The following is a 13,603-nucleotide window of genomic DNA, read 5'->3' as shown; positions in this document are numbered from 1 at the left end:
TTCCGCTCCGGCCCGGCCCCCGTTTCACGACGGGGGCTTTGCCGTCGCGTCACGAAAACGCCCGCGTACGAACCCCTCATGAACGCTGTGCTGCGGGACGCGCGAAGCGGCGATCAGGGATCGAGGATTGGTCTTGACCAAGGGTGGGGGCCGCCCTATGGTCGCAAAGAAGTGCAACAACCTTTAATAAACAAGGGCGCGAAAACGCCGATGGGCCACGGCGATTGCGGAGGACAGGGTGGGGACCACGCAACTGGAATCGGTGCCGGAACCGAAGTACTGGCATCTCAAGACCGTGCTCAGTGAAGCACTCGACTCCGAGTTCTCGGTGGGCGAGATCCTGCCGAACGAGCGGGAGCTGGCGGCCCGCTTCGGCGTCGCCCGGGCCACCCTGCGCCAGGCCCTGGAACAGCTCGAACTCGAAGGCCGCCTCCAGCGCCGGCGCGGCGTCGGCACCACCGTCGCGCCCCCGCGCGTGGGCGTCGCCGTCGGCGCCGCCGGACAGGTCTGGCCGGGCGCGGCCGACGACGCCTGGCAGCCCGCCGACTGCACCCTCGCCGTCCCGCCCGCGGCCGTCGCGGACGCCCTGGAGACCGGGCGCGACGAGGCCGTGCACACCGTGCGCCGCTCCCGGATGTCGCACGGCCAGCCGGTCGCCGCCGAACTGCTGTACATCCCGCACTCCTCGGTGCCCGACCTCACCGCCATCGACGCCCCGTCCGGCAGCGCACGCGCGCGCGTACTGCTGCGCGAACTCCAGCGGCTGGAACTGGAGGGGCAGGACCGCTCCGTGGAGCTGGGCTCCGCCCGCGCCGACGACGCCAAGGAACTGGACCGGCTGCCCGGCGCCCCCGTCCTCGTCGTCACCACGCGCTTCTTCGCCGCCGCCCGCACCGCCGCGCTCTCCGTCGCCACCTACCGCGCGGACACCTGCCGGCTGACGTTCGGCGACACGGGAGGCGTGGAGATCCACCACGGCCCGGAGCGCCACGCTTCCTGAACCGGGCCAGCCGCCCGCGGTCTCGCGCCTCGGAACTCCTCCGGGGCGCGAGCCGTTTCCCCTACGACGATCCGGTGCCCGGCGTCAGCGCCGTGCCGTCACCGTGCCCTCCACGGCGAAGAGCTGCTCCTCCACGTGGTCCAGCGCGAGCCGCAACGCGCCCGTGGCCACCGCCGCCTCGCCCAGCAGGGACAGCGCGACCTTCGGCGGGCGCAGACAGTAGCGCGCCAACTCGCGCCGCAGCGGCTCCAGCACGCCGTCCAGGCCGGCCGCCCAGCCGCCGATCACCACCAGCTCCGGGTCGAGGGCCAGCACCAGCGCCGCCACATCGTGCACCAGCCGCTGGATGAACCGCTCCACGGCCGCCCGGGCCCGCTGGTCGCCCTCACGCGCCTTGGCGAACACCTCGGCCACGGCCTGCTCGTCCAGCGGGTGCAGCGGCTCGTCCGTGGTCGACAACAACGTCTCCGGCGTGACCTCGCGGCCCAGCAGATGCAGCGCCCCGATCTCCCCGGCCGCCCCGCCGTAGCCCCGGTGCAGCCGACCGCCGATCAGCGAACCGGCGCCCGGGCTCAGCCCGGCCAGCACGAACACCACGTCGTCGGACTCGGTCGCCGAGCCCTTCCAGTGCTCGGCGACGGCCGCCGCGTTCGCGTCGTTCTCCACCAGCACCGGGCACTTGAAGGAGCGGCTCAGCCGCTCGCCCAGCCGCAGCCCCGTCCACTCGGGCAGCGCGGTGCCGAGCCGTACGGTGCCGTCGGCCTCGACGATCCCCGGCGTGGCCGCTCCCACCGCCCGCAGCGAACTGCGCGGAACGCCCGCCCGGCGCAGCAGTTCGGCCACCGCGCCGCGCAGCCGCTCCAGCCGCTCGTCGGCCGACGCGGTCTCGGCGACGTCCTTGGCCTGTGCGCCCAGCACGCGCCCGTCCAGATCGGCGAGGAGCGCGGCCACCCGATGCGGACCGATCTCCAGGCCCAGCAGATGACCGGCCTCCGCGCGGAACCTGAACCGCCGCGCCGGCCGCCCCTGCCGTCGCGCGGCGCCCTCCTCGGCGGCCGTCTCGACGACGAGCCCGGCCGCGATGAGGTCCTCGACGACGCCCTCGACGGTCGGCCGGGACAGTCCCGTCACCCGGGTGATCTCGGTCAGTGTCGCGCAGTCCGTGGAGCGCAGCGCGTGCAGCACCACCGCGGAGTTGATCCTTCGCAGCAGCGAGGGGTCCCCGCCGGTCAGCCGCCCCAACGTAACGTCCTCCCAGCTCGTGCGCGTGTTGGCCGGATCGTACAAGGCGCGGCGGGCACCGGCGAGCGCGGGCACCGCGCCGCCCCGACCGGCAACCGCTTACCCCGGTGCCACGAAGCCCGACTCGTACGCCGCGATCACGGCCTGCGTCCGGTCCCGGGCGCCCAGCTTCGCCAGCACCCCGCTCACATGCGACTTGACCGTCTCCGTGCCGACGACGAGCCGGGCCGCGATCTCCGCGTTGGACAGGCCCCGGGCCATCAGCCGCAGCACCTCCGCCTCACGGTCCGTCAGCCGGGCCCGCTCCAGCAGGTCCCGGGCCGCGCGGTTGCCGCCCGCGTCGCCGTACTCCGCGGCCAGCCGCCGCACCGACGCCGGGAACAGCAGCGACTCGCCCTCGGCGACCAGCCGCACCGCGTGCACGATCTCGGCCGGCCGCGCCCGCTTCAGCAGAAAGCCGTCCGCCCCGGCGCGCAGCGCGTCGTACACGTACTCGTCGTTCTCGAAGGTGGTGACCACGAGGATCTTCGGCGGGTCGGCCACCGTGCGCAGCACCACGCGCGTGGCCTCGATGCCGTCGAGCAGCGGCATGCGCACGTCCATGGCGACGACGTCGGGCCGCAGCTGCCGGACGAGCGGGATGACCGCCGCCCCGTCGGCCGCCTCGCCGACCACCTCGATGTCGGGCTGCGCCTCCAGCACGGCGCGCAGTCCCGCGCGGACCAGGGGTTCGTCGTCGACGAGGAGTACGGTGACCGGCATCCGGCCAGCGTAGATCAGCGCAGCGGCAGCTCCGCGCGCACCTGCCAGTCGCCCGCGTCGGGGCCGGTGGCGGCCCGCCCGCCGAGCAGCGCCGCCCGCTCGCGGATGCCGCGCAGCCCGCTGCCCCGCCCGGGGCCCGGTATCGCGTCCGTCAGCGGATTGCGCACCTCCAGGTTCAGCAGGTCGGCGGTGACGCCCACGCGTACGCGTACCGGCACGGCCCCCGCGTGCCGCAGCACGTTCGTCAGCGCCTCCTGGAGGATGCGGTAGCCCTCGCGCGACACCGGCCCCGGCACCGTCTCCAGCGCGCCCGTCAGCTCGACGTCCACCGTCGCGCCCGACGCGCGCGCCGACTCCAGCAGCCGGTCGGCGTCGGCCAGCGTGGGCCGGCTGCTCACCGGGCGGTCGTGCTCCCGCAGCACACCGAGGACGCGCTCCAGGTCCTCCAGCGCGGCACGCCCGGTCTCCTCGATGGCCTCCAGGGCGCGGTCGGTGAACCGCGGGTCGCCCGCCGCCCGCGCCGCGCCCGCCTGCACCACGGCCACCGTCAGCGCGTGCCCGATGGAGTCGTGCAGCTCGCGCGCGATGCGGGTGCGCTCCAGCAGCTGGTCGGTGCGCTCCTCCAGGGCGCGCATCCGCTCCGTGGCGGACGGGCCGAGGAGGGCGCGGGCAGCCGCGGTGACCAGTGTGCCGAGGGCCACGACCACGCCGTAGAGCGCGAGGAGGGGCAGGGGCGTGAGCAGAGCCCACGCCCAATGGCCGGGCGCGTTCCGCACGAACGGCACGCCGCCCGGGTGTCCCAGCGCGGCGGCGATGAGGTCGTAGACCGTGACGGGCAGCCACACACAGGCGAACAGCGCCGACGCGCCCAGCAGCATGCGCACTTCGAGCCACACCACGGTGCGCGCCCGGTCGCCCCAGGTGGCCGAGGGCGCGAGCGAGAAGCCCGCGTCCCGCTCGCCGGGGGTGAGCAGCCACTGCGCCTGGACACCCTCGCCCGTGCGCACCGCGGGGATCAGCCCGACCGGGATCAGCACCAGGGCCGGCACCCAGGGCCAGGCCGGGCCGATGTACAGCCAGAGGCTCTCGAACAGCATCGGGACCCACAGGTGCAGCAATCGGGTGTACGTCGCCCCCCGGACCAGAGGGCGCAGAAGTCGCGCCATCGGGTCATCGTGCCAGCCGCCACCGACAACCGGCCTCCCCCGGGCGGGGGAGACGATCTCCACCGGCGGGGGAGGCCCCCACCCCGCGCGCGCGGCGAGGGTAGTGCCCATGACCAGCATCGACGTCCAAGACCTGACCAAGGAGTACGGCACCCGCCGGGCCGTGGACCACCTCACCTTCCGCGTCCTGCCCGGCCGCGTCACCGGCTTCCTCGGGCCCAACGGCGCCGGGAAGTCCACCACGATGCGCCTCGTCCTCGGCCTCGACCGCCCCACCTCGGGCACCGCGACGATCGGCGGCCGCCCCTACGCCTCGCTCCACGAACCCCTGCGCCACGTCGGCGCGTTGCTCGACGCCCACGCCGCCCACGGCTCCCGCACCGGCCGCGACCACCTGCTCGCCCTCGCGGCCGCCAACCGCATCCCGGCCCGCCGGGTCGACGAGGTGCTGGAGCAGACCGGGCTCGCGCCCGCGGCCCGGCGCCGGGCGAAGACGTACTCGCTCGGCATGCGGCAGCGCCTCGGCATCGCCGCCGCGCTGCTCGGCGACCCCGAGGTGGTCCTCCTGGACGAGCCGTCCAACGGGCTCGACCCGGAGGGCATCGTCTGGATCCGCGGACTGCTGCGCGGGCTCGCCGGGGAGGGCCGGACGGTGCTGGTCTCCAGCCATCTGATGAACGAGACCGCGTCCTTCGCCGACCACCTGGTGGTCCTGGGCCGCGGCCGGCTGCTGGCCGACACGCCCCTGCGGGACTTCATCGACGCGCGCGTACGGCCCCGGGTGCGGCTGCGCACCACCGACCCCGCCGCCCTGCGCGCGGCGCTCGCCCGCCACGGTCACGAGGCCGAGGAGCAGACCGGGGGCCACTGGACCGTGGACCACGCGCGCGTGGACGACATCGGCCGGCTCGCCGCCGAGGCCGGCGTCCCGCTCCTCGAACTGACCGCCGAGGAAGGCACGCTGGAGCAGGCCTACCTCGATCTGACCGTCGCCGAAGCCGAGTTCGCCGCCCAGCCCCAGGAGGCCTGACCATGGGATTCGCACCCGCTCTGCACGCCGAGTGGATCAAGATCCGTACGCTGCGGTCGCTGACCGGCGCCCTGGGCGCGGTCGTGCTCGTCACCGCGGCCTTCTCCGCGCTCGCCGGGGCCGATGCCTCCGGCGACGACGCCGACCCGCTGTTCTCCGTGTTCTTCGGCGTCAGCTTCGGCCAGATCGCGGCGATCGCCTTCGGCACCACCGCCGTCTCCGCCGAGTTCCACGGGGGCGCGCTGCGGCTGTCCCTGTCGGCGGTGCCCGACCGGGGACGCTGGTTCGCCGCGAAGGCGACGGCCATCGCGCTGCCCGTCCTCGCCGTCGGCCTGGTCACGGGCCTGCTGACGCTCCTCGTGGGCCGGGCCGTCCTCGGGGACGGGGCCGACGGGATGACATGGTCCGAGGGGCTGCGCGGCGCGGTCGGGTGCGGGATCTATCTGACGCTGATGGCTCTGCTGGCCGCCGGGCTGACCACCGTGCTGCGCAGCGGGACCGCCTCGCTCAGCATCCTCATCCCGTTCCTGCTGATCGTGTCCTTCGTCGTCGGCGACATGTCCGGCACCGTGGCCGACTACCTGCCCGACCGGGCGGGGCAGGCGGTCCTGCACTCGTCCACGGACGCCGGCCCCGGGCCGTGGACGGGCCTCGCGGTGACCGCGCTGTGGACGGCGACGGCCCTCGCGGCGGGGGCGTGGCGGGTGCGGCGCAGGGATGCGTGAGCCGGGGGCGGCGGGCGGGGTGCAGGGATGCGTGAGCGGGGGCGGTGGGCGCGGTACCAGGAGGTCCGCATCCCCCACGGCGACTGACGCCCCGCCAATTGTCAGTGGCGACGGCTTTACTGGATCCATGGACATCGCACGGTGCCTGGAGACCATAGCCCTGCTGTGCGCCCGGGACTTCCCCGAGGCGCACGGCAGGACGGACGTGGGCGAGGCGGGGCCCGGCTATCTCACGGCCGAGCTGGCGACCAGCGACGACTTCTGGGAGGACGACGGGACGGCATGGGAGCAGACGGAGGAGCAGTACGAGGCGGACCGGGACGGTCTGACGGAGCGGCTGACCCAGCGCTGGGGGCCTCCGGCTCGCATCAGTCTCGCCGGTGTCCTGATGCGGTCCGCGGAGGGCGAGGACATACCCGAGCCCTGGGACTCGCTCAGCAACCACGTGCCCGATCTGCACCTGTGGCAGCCGCCCGGGACGGAGCGCTGGGTCGCCCTCGGCGTGTCCCAGTGGGACAAGGAGCTGCCGTTCCAACTGCTCGCGGTCGTCACCGACGTCGACCCGCCCTGAGGCGTCAGCCGTCCGCGGCCACCCGCAGCCGGGCGAACTCCTCCGCCATCGTCGCCGCCGTCCAATGGGCGTTGAGTCCGCTGGGGTTGGGCAGCACCCACACGCGCGTCTCCCCGATCACCCGCTCCTGCGGGCCGACCTGGGCGTTCCGTTCCCCGAAGGCGGCCCGGTAGGCGGTCACCCCGACCACCGCCAGCCAGCGCGGCCGCAGCCGTGTCACCTTCGCCGTGAGCAGCCGGCCGCCCTCCCGGTACTCCTCGGCGCTCAGCTCGTCCGCCCGCGCCGTCGCGCGGGCCACGACATTGGTGATCCCGAGCCCGTACGCGGTCAACTCGCTCTGTTCCGCGGGCTTCATGAGCCTCGGGGTGAACCCGGACAGGTGCAGCACCGGCCAGAACCGGTTGCCGGGGCGGGCGAAGTGATGGCCCGTCGCCGCCGTCATCAGTCCCGGATTGATCCCGCAGAACAACACCCGCAGGCCGTCCGCGACCACGTCCGGGACGAGTCGGTCGCGGGCGGCCTCCAGCTCCGCCGGGGTGAAACGGGCCATCGCGCGGTGCTCCTGCCGCCGAGCCCTAGAGGATCGCCCCGGGCGTGTAGCCCGCGGCCTCCGGACGCTGCTTCACGATCTCCTCGACGCGGCCGACGACCGTGGCCACCTGGTCGGCGGCGGCGCCCGTGAAGGAGAGCTTGTCGGCCATCAGGGCGTCCAGCTGGGCGCGGTCGAGCGGGAGCCGCTCGTCGGCGGCCAGCTTGTCCAGCAGCTCGTTGCGCTCGGCGCCCTGCTCGCGCATCGCCAGCGCGGAGGCGACCGCGTTCTCCTTGATCGCCTCGTGCGCGACCTCACGGCCCACGCCCGCGCGCACCGCGCCCATCAGCACCTTGGTGGTGGCGAGGAACGGCAGGTAGCGGTCCAGCTCGCGCGCGACCACCGCGGGGAAGGCGCCGAACTCGTCGAGGACGGTCAGGAAGGTCTCCAGCAGGCCGTCGAGCGCGAAGAACGCGTCCGGCAGCGCGACGCGGCGCACCACCGAGCAGGACACGTCGCCCTCGTTCCACTGGTCGCCGGCCAGCTCCCCGGTCATCGAGGCGTAGCCGCGCAGGATGACCATCAGGCCGTTGACGCGCTCGCAGGAGCGGGTGTTCATCTTGTGCGGCATCGCCGAGGAGCCGACCTGGCCCGGCTTGAAGCCCTCGGTGACCAGCTCGTGCCCGGCCATCAGCCGGATCGTCTTGGCCATCGAGGACGGCGCCGCCGCCAGCTGCACCAGCGTGGTGACGACCTCGTAGTCCAGCGAGCGCGGGTAGACCTGGCCGACGGAGGTGAACGCCTGCGAGAAGCCCAGGTGCCCGGCGATCCGGTCCTCCAGCTCGGCCAGCTTGGCCGCGTCCCCGCCGAGCAGGTCCAGCATGTCCTGGGCCGTGCCGACCGGGCCCTTGATGCCGCGCAGCGGGTAGCGGCCGAGGAGTTCCTCGACCCGGCCGTACGCCACGAGCAGCTCGTCGGCGGCGGTCGCGAAACGCTTGCCGAGGGTGGTGGCCTGCGCGGCCACGTTGTGGGAGCGGCCGGCCATGACCAGCTCGCCGTACTCGGCGGCCAGCTTGGCCAGGCGGGCCAGTACGGCCACCGTGCGGTCGCGCATCAGCTCCAGGGAGAGGCGGATCTGCAGCTGCTCGACGTTCTCCGTCAGGTCGCGGGAGGTCATGCCCTTGTGGACCTGCTCGTGCCCGGCGAGGTCGTTGAACTCCTCGATGCGGGCCTTCACGTCGTGCCGCGTGACCTTCTCGCGCTCGGCGATGGAGGCCAGGTCGACGGTGTCGAGGACGCGCTCGTAGTCGGCGATCGCCGCGTCCGGCACCTCGATCCCGAGGTCCTTCTGGGCGCGCAGCACGGCGAGCCAGAGCTGACGCTCCAGCTTGACCTTGTGCTCGGGCGACCAGAGCGTGGCGAGCTCGGCGGAGGCGTACCGTCCGGCGAGGACGTTCGGGATGCGGGGCTTGGCGGGCGCAGAAGTCACGTGACCGGATTCTACTGGCGATTCGTGCAGGCCAGCGCCATGACCGGGCTTGGCGGAACGTACGAGACCTGCGTCACGGGGTGACGGGGGCCGGGGGAGGCGCAGCGAGACACGGCCCGGCGTGGCCCAGTACGCCTAAGTCCGGCAACGCGCGGCCCGCTAGGCCCGAGCCCGGCAGCCGCGCGGCCCGGTACGCCCAAGCCTGGCAGCCCGCAGCCCAGTGCGCCCAAGCCCGGCACCCGCGCGACTACGCCGGATCCTCGTAAGGCAGCAGGTCGGGACGCTTCGGTGGGCGGCCGTCGCCCGAGGAGCGGCCCGTCAGGCGGCGGCCTATCCACGGCAGCAGGTGCTGCTTGGTGAAGCGGGCGTCGGCCACGCGGCGGGCCAGCCAGCCGGGCGGCAGGGTGGCCGGGAGCGGCGTGTGCCACTCGGTGTCCTCGGGGTCGTAGCCGAGGCGCTGCCAGACCGCCTCCGCGACCCTGCGGTGCCCCTCGGCGGTCAGGTGCAGCCGGTCGACGTCCCAGAGTCGCGGATCGCCCAGTGAGGGGGCGCCGTAGAGGTCGACGACGAGCGCGCCGTGCCGGGTGGCGAGATCGTCGATGTGGGCGAAGAGCTCCTCCATGCGAGGCCGGAACCGGTCGAGGACCGGACCCTGGCGGCCGGGGCTGCGCATCAGCACCAGCTGCTTGCAGGACGGGGCCAGCCGCTCGACGGCCTCGGTCAGCAGGCCCCGGACACGGCCCATGTCGCACTTGGGGCGCAGGGTGTCGTTCAGCCCGCCGACCAGGGTGATCACGTCGGCGCCCATCGCGGCCGCCACGTCCACCTGCTCCTCGACGATCTGCGCGATGAGCTTGCCGCGCACGGCGAGGTTCGCGTAGCGGAAACCGGGCGTCTGGGCCGCCATCCGGCCCGCCAGGAGATCGGCCCAGCCCCGGTACGAGCCGTCGGGCAGGGCGTCCGACATGCCCTCGGTGAAGGAGTCGCCGACCGCGACCAGGCTGCTGTAAGGGGGGTTCGTCGTCATCGCGTCAGCGATGGTAACCGGTGCCCATACCCATCGGTCGGTCGGCCTCCCCGACCCTGAACCCGACCCCGACCTCACCTCACCCCCCGCGGCCACAGCCGCCCAGCCTCACCGCCCGTCCCGCGGGCCGCGCCCGCTCAGGCCGGCTGTCCGAACAGCTCCCGCAGCACGTCCTCCATCGTCACCAGGCCCGCCAGCCGCCCGTCCGCGCCGAGCACGGCCGCCAGGTGCGTCCGGCTGCCCCGCATCGCGGTCAGCACGTCGTCCAGCGGCGTCGTCTCCCGTACGCGCGCGATGGGCCGCATGTCCCGCAGGCGGAACCCGGCGTCCCGGGGCGAGGCGTCGAGCGCGTCCTTGACATGCAGGTAGCCCACGATGCGGCGCTGTTCGTCGACGACGGGGAAGCGGGAGAACCCGGACTCGGCGGACAGCCGCTCCAGCTCCTCGGGGGTGACGCCCACGCGCGCGTAGACGACGCGTTCCAGCGGGACGACGACGTCCCGGACGGGGCGGCGGCCCAGCTCCAGGGCGTCGTGCAGCCGCTCCCGCGCGCGGTCGTCGATCAGTCCGGCCTCCCCGGCGTCCTTGACGATCTGGGCCAGCTCGGCGTCCGAGAAGGTCGCCGTGACCTCGTTCTTGGTCTCGATCCGCATCAGCTTCAGCAGGGCGTTCGCGAAGGCGTTGATCGCGAAGATCACCGGGCGCAGCGCCCGGGACAGCGTGACCAGGGGCGGCCCGAGCAGCAGCGCGCTGCGCGCGGGCTCCGCGAGGGCGATGTTCTTCGGGACCATCTCGCCGAGCAGCATGTGCAGATACGTGGCCAGCACCAGCGCGATCGCGAAGGACACGACGTGCCCGGCGCTCTCGGGCACGCCCAGCGCGTGGAACACCGGCTCCAGCAGATGCTCGATGGCCGGCTCGGCGACGACACCGAGGACCAGGGTGCACAGGGTGATGCCGAGCTGCGCGGCCGCCATCAGCGCGGACACGTGCTCCAGACCCCACAGCACGCTCTTGGCGCGCCGGTCGCCCTGCTCGGCGTAGGGCTCGATCTGGGAGCGGCGGACGGAGATCAGCGCGAACTCGGCGCCGACGAAGAAGGCGTTGACGACGAGGGTCGCCAGGCCGATCAGCAGCTGGATCGCGGTCACTTCGGGGCCTCCTGGCCGGTTTCGTCGTCGAGCGGGGCGCGCAGCAGCACGCGGGCGGCGCGGTGGCCGGACGCGTCGACCACGTCCAGGCGCCATCCGGCGACCTCCAGGCTGTCCCCGACGGCCGGTATGCGGCCCAGCTCGGTGGCCACGAGGCCCGCGAGCGTCTCGTACGGCCCCTCGGGCGCGCGCAGGCCCACGCGGGCGAGCTGGTCCGTGCGGGCGGCTCCGTCGGCGGAGAACAGGGCGTGACCGTCGTCGTCGGCGCCCGCCGGGGCGAGGTCGGGCGTCTCGTGCGGGTCGTGCTCGTCGCGGACCTCGCCGACGACCTCCTCGACGATGTCCTCCAGCGTCGCCACACCGGCCGTGCCGCCGTACTCGTCGATGACGACGGCCATCGTGCGCTTGCCGCCCAGCCGGTCCAGGAGCCGGTCCACGGTCAGCGACTCGGGCACCAGCAGGGGCTCACGCATGATCTCGGAGACCCGTACGCGCGTGCGGCGGTCGGCGGGGACGGCCAGCGCGTCCTTGATGTGCGCGGTGCCGACGACCGCGTCGAGGCCGCCGCGGTGCACGGGGAAGCGGGACAGGCCCGTCGCCCGGGTGGCGTTCGCCACGTCCTCGCAGGTCGCCTGGGCGTCGAGGGCGATGACCTGGACGCGCGGCGTCATCACGTTCTCCGCGGTCAGGTCGGCCAGGTTCAGCGTGCGTACGAACAGCTCGGCGGTGTCCGGCTCCAGGGCGCCCTCCTTGGCGGAGTGCCGGGCGAGCGCGGCCAGTTCCTGGGGCCCGCGCGCGGAGGCCAGTTCCTCGGCGGGCTCCACGCCGAAGCGGCGCACCACGTGGTTCGCGGTGTTGTTGAGGTGGGCGATGAAGGGGCGGAACGCGGCGCTGAACCAGCGCTGCGGGGTGCCCACCCGCTTGGCCACCGCCAGCGGCGCGGAGATCGCCCAGTTCTTGGGCACCAGCTCGCCGACGACCATCAGGAACACCGTCGACAGGGCGGTGCCCAGCACCAGCGCGAGGGAGCTCGCCGTGGAGGCCGACAGCCCGGCGGACTCCAGCGGGCCGGCGATCAGCTTGGCGATGGACGGCTCGGCGAGCATGCCGACCACCAGGTTGGTGACGGTGATGCCGAGCTGGGCGCCGGAGAGCTGGAAGGTCAGATTGCGGGTGGCCTTCAGCGCTCCGGCCGCGCCGCGCTCGCCGCGCTCCACGGCCCGTTCCAGCTCCGAGCGCTCGACCGTGGTCAGCGAGAACTCGGCGGCCACGAAGGCGCCGCAGGCGAGCGACAGCAGGATCGCCACCAGCAGCAGAAGCACTTCCGTCATCGGGTCACCCCCGTCCCATGATCGGGCAGGGCGGGGAGGATCGCGCGGTGTCGCGGACTGGGAGGCTCGCCCATGGGCGGACGCTCACAACCTTTCATCGGAGGGTCAGGAACGAGTGTCCCCCCAATGGTAAAGGATCGGCAAAGGAGTCAGGATGGGTGAGTGGCGTCGCCAGGTCGCCGCGGGCGGCGTCGGTCGTGTCATCCGGGCATGTCAGGTGAGCGGCTTCGTCCAGCGGCGCCACTGCTCCTGCGGCCCGTATCCGGCGGCGCGCCAGGCGTGGTGCGCCGTCTCGTTGCGGGTGAGCACCATGGCGTCGCCGCGCCGCCCGCCCAGCCGGACGAACCGTTCCTCCGCCGCGGCGAGCAGCGCCGAGGCGATGCCCTGCCGGCGGCGCTCCGGGTGTACGGCCAGCCGGTACAGATGGCACCGCCAGCCGTCGAACCCGGCGATCACCGTGCCGACCAGCTCGCCGTCCAGCTCCGCCAGGATCAGCGCCTCGGCGTCCCGGGCGACCAGCCGCTCCACGCCCTCCCGGTCGTCGCTGATGCTCGTCCCTTCCGCGGCGGTCTTCCAGAAGTCCAGCACGGTGTCGAGGTCGTCGGGCGCGGCCGCCCGTATCCGCAGATCAGACATGCGGTGATCACATCACGGGGTGATGCCGGCGGCCCGGAATTCCATCATCCGGACACTCACCGCCCGCGCAGCTCCGCCATCACCGGCCCGAAGGCCTCCATGTACGGCTCCAGCACGGTCAGATACGAGAAGCCGTACCGCTCGCGCAGCCCGAGCACCCTCGCGACGATCTCCTCGTGCGTGCCGACCAGCATGACGGGCAGCTCCACGACCTGCTCGACGGTGAACTGCGGCACCCGCTCCATCATCGGCCGCAGCGCCGCCTCCGGGTCGTCCGTGACGATCACCCACTGGATGAGCAGATTCAGCTCCGCGTCCGCCTCGCGCTCCGCCGCCCGCTTCCGGTACGCGGCCACGCGCTCGTCCAGCTCCTCGGCGGAGAGGGGCGCGAGCCGCCCGCCGTCCACCGTACGCGCGCCCGTGAACGCGGCGATGTCGGCGTGCTCGGCGGCCAGCCGCAGCATGCGGTCGCCGTTGGCGCCGATCAGCAGGGGGACGCGCGCGTCCCGGTCGTCCCGCAGCCGCTCCAGCTCCTCGACCGTGTGCCGCAGACGGGCCACCCGCTCACCGGGCGACCCCCACGGCAGCCCCGCCGCCTCGTGCTCCGCCCGTACGTACCCGGTGCCGAGGCCGAGTTCGAGGCGACCGCCGGTCAGCGCGTCCGTCGTCGCCACCTCACGGGCCAGCAGCGCCGGGTTCCAGAAACCGGCGTTGAGCACGAAGGTGCCCACCCGGGGCCGCTCGGTGGCCCCGGCCGCAGCGACCAGGGCCGGGAACGGCGCCGGCATCCCCAGGTGATCGGGGACCAGGATCACGTCGTAGCCGAGCTCCTCGGCCCGGCGGCACTTGGCACGCCACTCCTCCCCGGGGGCCGACTCCAACAGGTTGATCCCGAAGCGGAACGGACGCGACATGAACTCTCCCCGGCTGCCGACGACTTGAGC

The 13,603-nt window shown here is 73.7% G+C and carries 14 protein-coding genes; 4 read left to right on the top strand and 10 right to left on the bottom strand.

Translation table 11 applies throughout. From position 1 onward, the window contains the following. Positions 1-238 precede the first annotated feature (238 nt). The gene (locus ACZ5NW_RS32145) at positions 239-1,000 is read left to right on the top strand and encodes a GntR family transcriptional regulator (protein WP_468747516.1); all 762 of its coding nucleotides are present in this window, start codon (positions 239-241) and stop codon (positions 998-1,000) included. An 84-nt stretch (positions 1,001-1,084) separates the two neighbouring features. Here the strand turns inward: ACZ5NW_RS32145 and ACZ5NW_RS32140 are convergent, their stop codons facing one another. The 3 genes from ACZ5NW_RS32140 to ACZ5NW_RS32130 form a co-directional block, all read right to left on the bottom strand. Next, the gene (locus ACZ5NW_RS32140) at positions 1,085-2,242 is read right to left on the bottom strand and encodes an ROK family transcriptional regulator (protein WP_468747515.1); all 1,158 of its coding nucleotides are present in this window, start codon (positions 2,240-2,242) and stop codon (positions 1,085-1,087) included. A gap of 99 nt (positions 2,243-2,341) precedes the next feature. Next, complete coding sequence (locus tag ACZ5NW_RS32135; protein WP_468747514.1) at positions 2,342-3,004, bottom strand: response regulator transcription factor; 663 nt, start codon at positions 3,002-3,004, stop codon at positions 2,342-2,344. Positions 3,005-3,018: 14 nt separating this feature from the next. Beyond that, complete coding sequence (locus tag ACZ5NW_RS32130) at positions 3,019-4,170, bottom strand: sensor histidine kinase (RefSeq protein WP_468747513.1); 1,152 nt, start codon at positions 4,168-4,170, stop codon at positions 3,019-3,021. Between the two features lie 109 nt (positions 4,171-4,279). Between ACZ5NW_RS32130 and ACZ5NW_RS32125 the strand changes: the two genes are divergently transcribed. From ACZ5NW_RS32125 to ACZ5NW_RS32115, 3 genes are all read left to right on the top strand, one after another. Continuing rightward, positions 4,280-5,200 carry an ATP-binding cassette domain-containing protein gene (locus ACZ5NW_RS32125; RefSeq protein ID WP_468747512.1) on the top strand — a complete coding sequence of 307 codons (921 nt, stop codon included), beginning with the start codon at positions 4,280-4,282 and terminating at the stop codon, positions 5,198-5,200. Positions 5,201-5,202: 2 nt separating this feature from the next. Next, positions 5,203-5,925 carry an ABC transporter permease gene (locus ACZ5NW_RS32120; protein WP_468747511.1) on the top strand — a complete coding sequence of 241 codons (723 nt, stop codon included), beginning with the start codon at positions 5,203-5,205 and terminating at the stop codon, positions 5,923-5,925. 127 nt (positions 5,926-6,052) lie between these two features. Beyond that, entirely contained in the window at positions 6,053-6,496 is a 444-nt protein-coding gene (locus tag ACZ5NW_RS32115; protein ID WP_468747510.1) for a hypothetical protein, read from the top strand. Positions 6,497-6,500: 4 nt separating this feature from the next. Here the strand turns inward: ACZ5NW_RS32115 and mug are convergent, their stop codons facing one another. From mug to ACZ5NW_RS32080, 7 genes are all read right to left on the bottom strand, one after another. Then, positions 6,501-7,046 (bottom strand): G/U mismatch-specific DNA glycosylase, encoded by a 546-nt coding sequence (gene mug / locus ACZ5NW_RS32110; protein ID WP_468747509.1) that lies wholly within the window; start codon positions 7,044-7,046, stop codon positions 6,501-6,503. Between the two features lie 25 nt (positions 7,047-7,071). Continuing rightward, a complete protein-coding gene (purB, locus tag ACZ5NW_RS32105) occupies positions 7,072-8,514 on the bottom strand; it encodes an adenylosuccinate lyase (protein WP_468747508.1) in 1,443 nt (480 codons plus the stop codon). A gap of 247 nt (positions 8,515-8,761) precedes the next feature. Further along, a complete protein-coding gene (locus tag ACZ5NW_RS32100) occupies positions 8,762-9,541 on the bottom strand; it encodes an SGNH/GDSL hydrolase family protein (protein WP_468747507.1) in 780 nt (259 codons plus the stop codon). Between the two features lie 137 nt (positions 9,542-9,678). Then, on the bottom strand, positions 9,679-10,692 hold the full coding sequence (locus tag ACZ5NW_RS32095) for a hemolysin family protein (RefSeq protein ID WP_468747506.1): 1,014 nt from the start codon (positions 10,690-10,692) through the stop codon (positions 9,679-9,681). Next, entirely contained in the window at positions 10,689-12,023 is a 1,335-nt protein-coding gene (locus ACZ5NW_RS32090) for a hemolysin family protein (protein ID WP_468747505.1), read from the bottom strand. Before ACZ5NW_RS32090 ends, ACZ5NW_RS32095 begins: the two co-directional genes overlap by 4 nt. A gap of 213 nt (positions 12,024-12,236) precedes the next feature. After that, positions 12,237-12,659: a GNAT family N-acetyltransferase gene (locus tag ACZ5NW_RS32085; RefSeq protein WP_468747504.1), complete on the bottom strand. Its 423-nt coding sequence runs from the start codon at positions 12,657-12,659 to the stop codon at positions 12,237-12,239. A gap of 56 nt (positions 12,660-12,715) precedes the next feature. After that, a complete protein-coding gene (locus tag ACZ5NW_RS32080; protein ID WP_468747503.1) occupies positions 12,716-13,573 on the bottom strand; it encodes an LLM class F420-dependent oxidoreductase in 858 nt (285 codons plus the stop codon). Positions 13,574-13,603: the final 30 nt, after the last annotated feature.

This window comes from Streptomyces sp. NPDC032126 (assembly GCF_055580085.1).
Note: the sequence above shows the minus strand (reverse complement) of the source record. Positions and strands in the feature narration are given on the sequence as shown.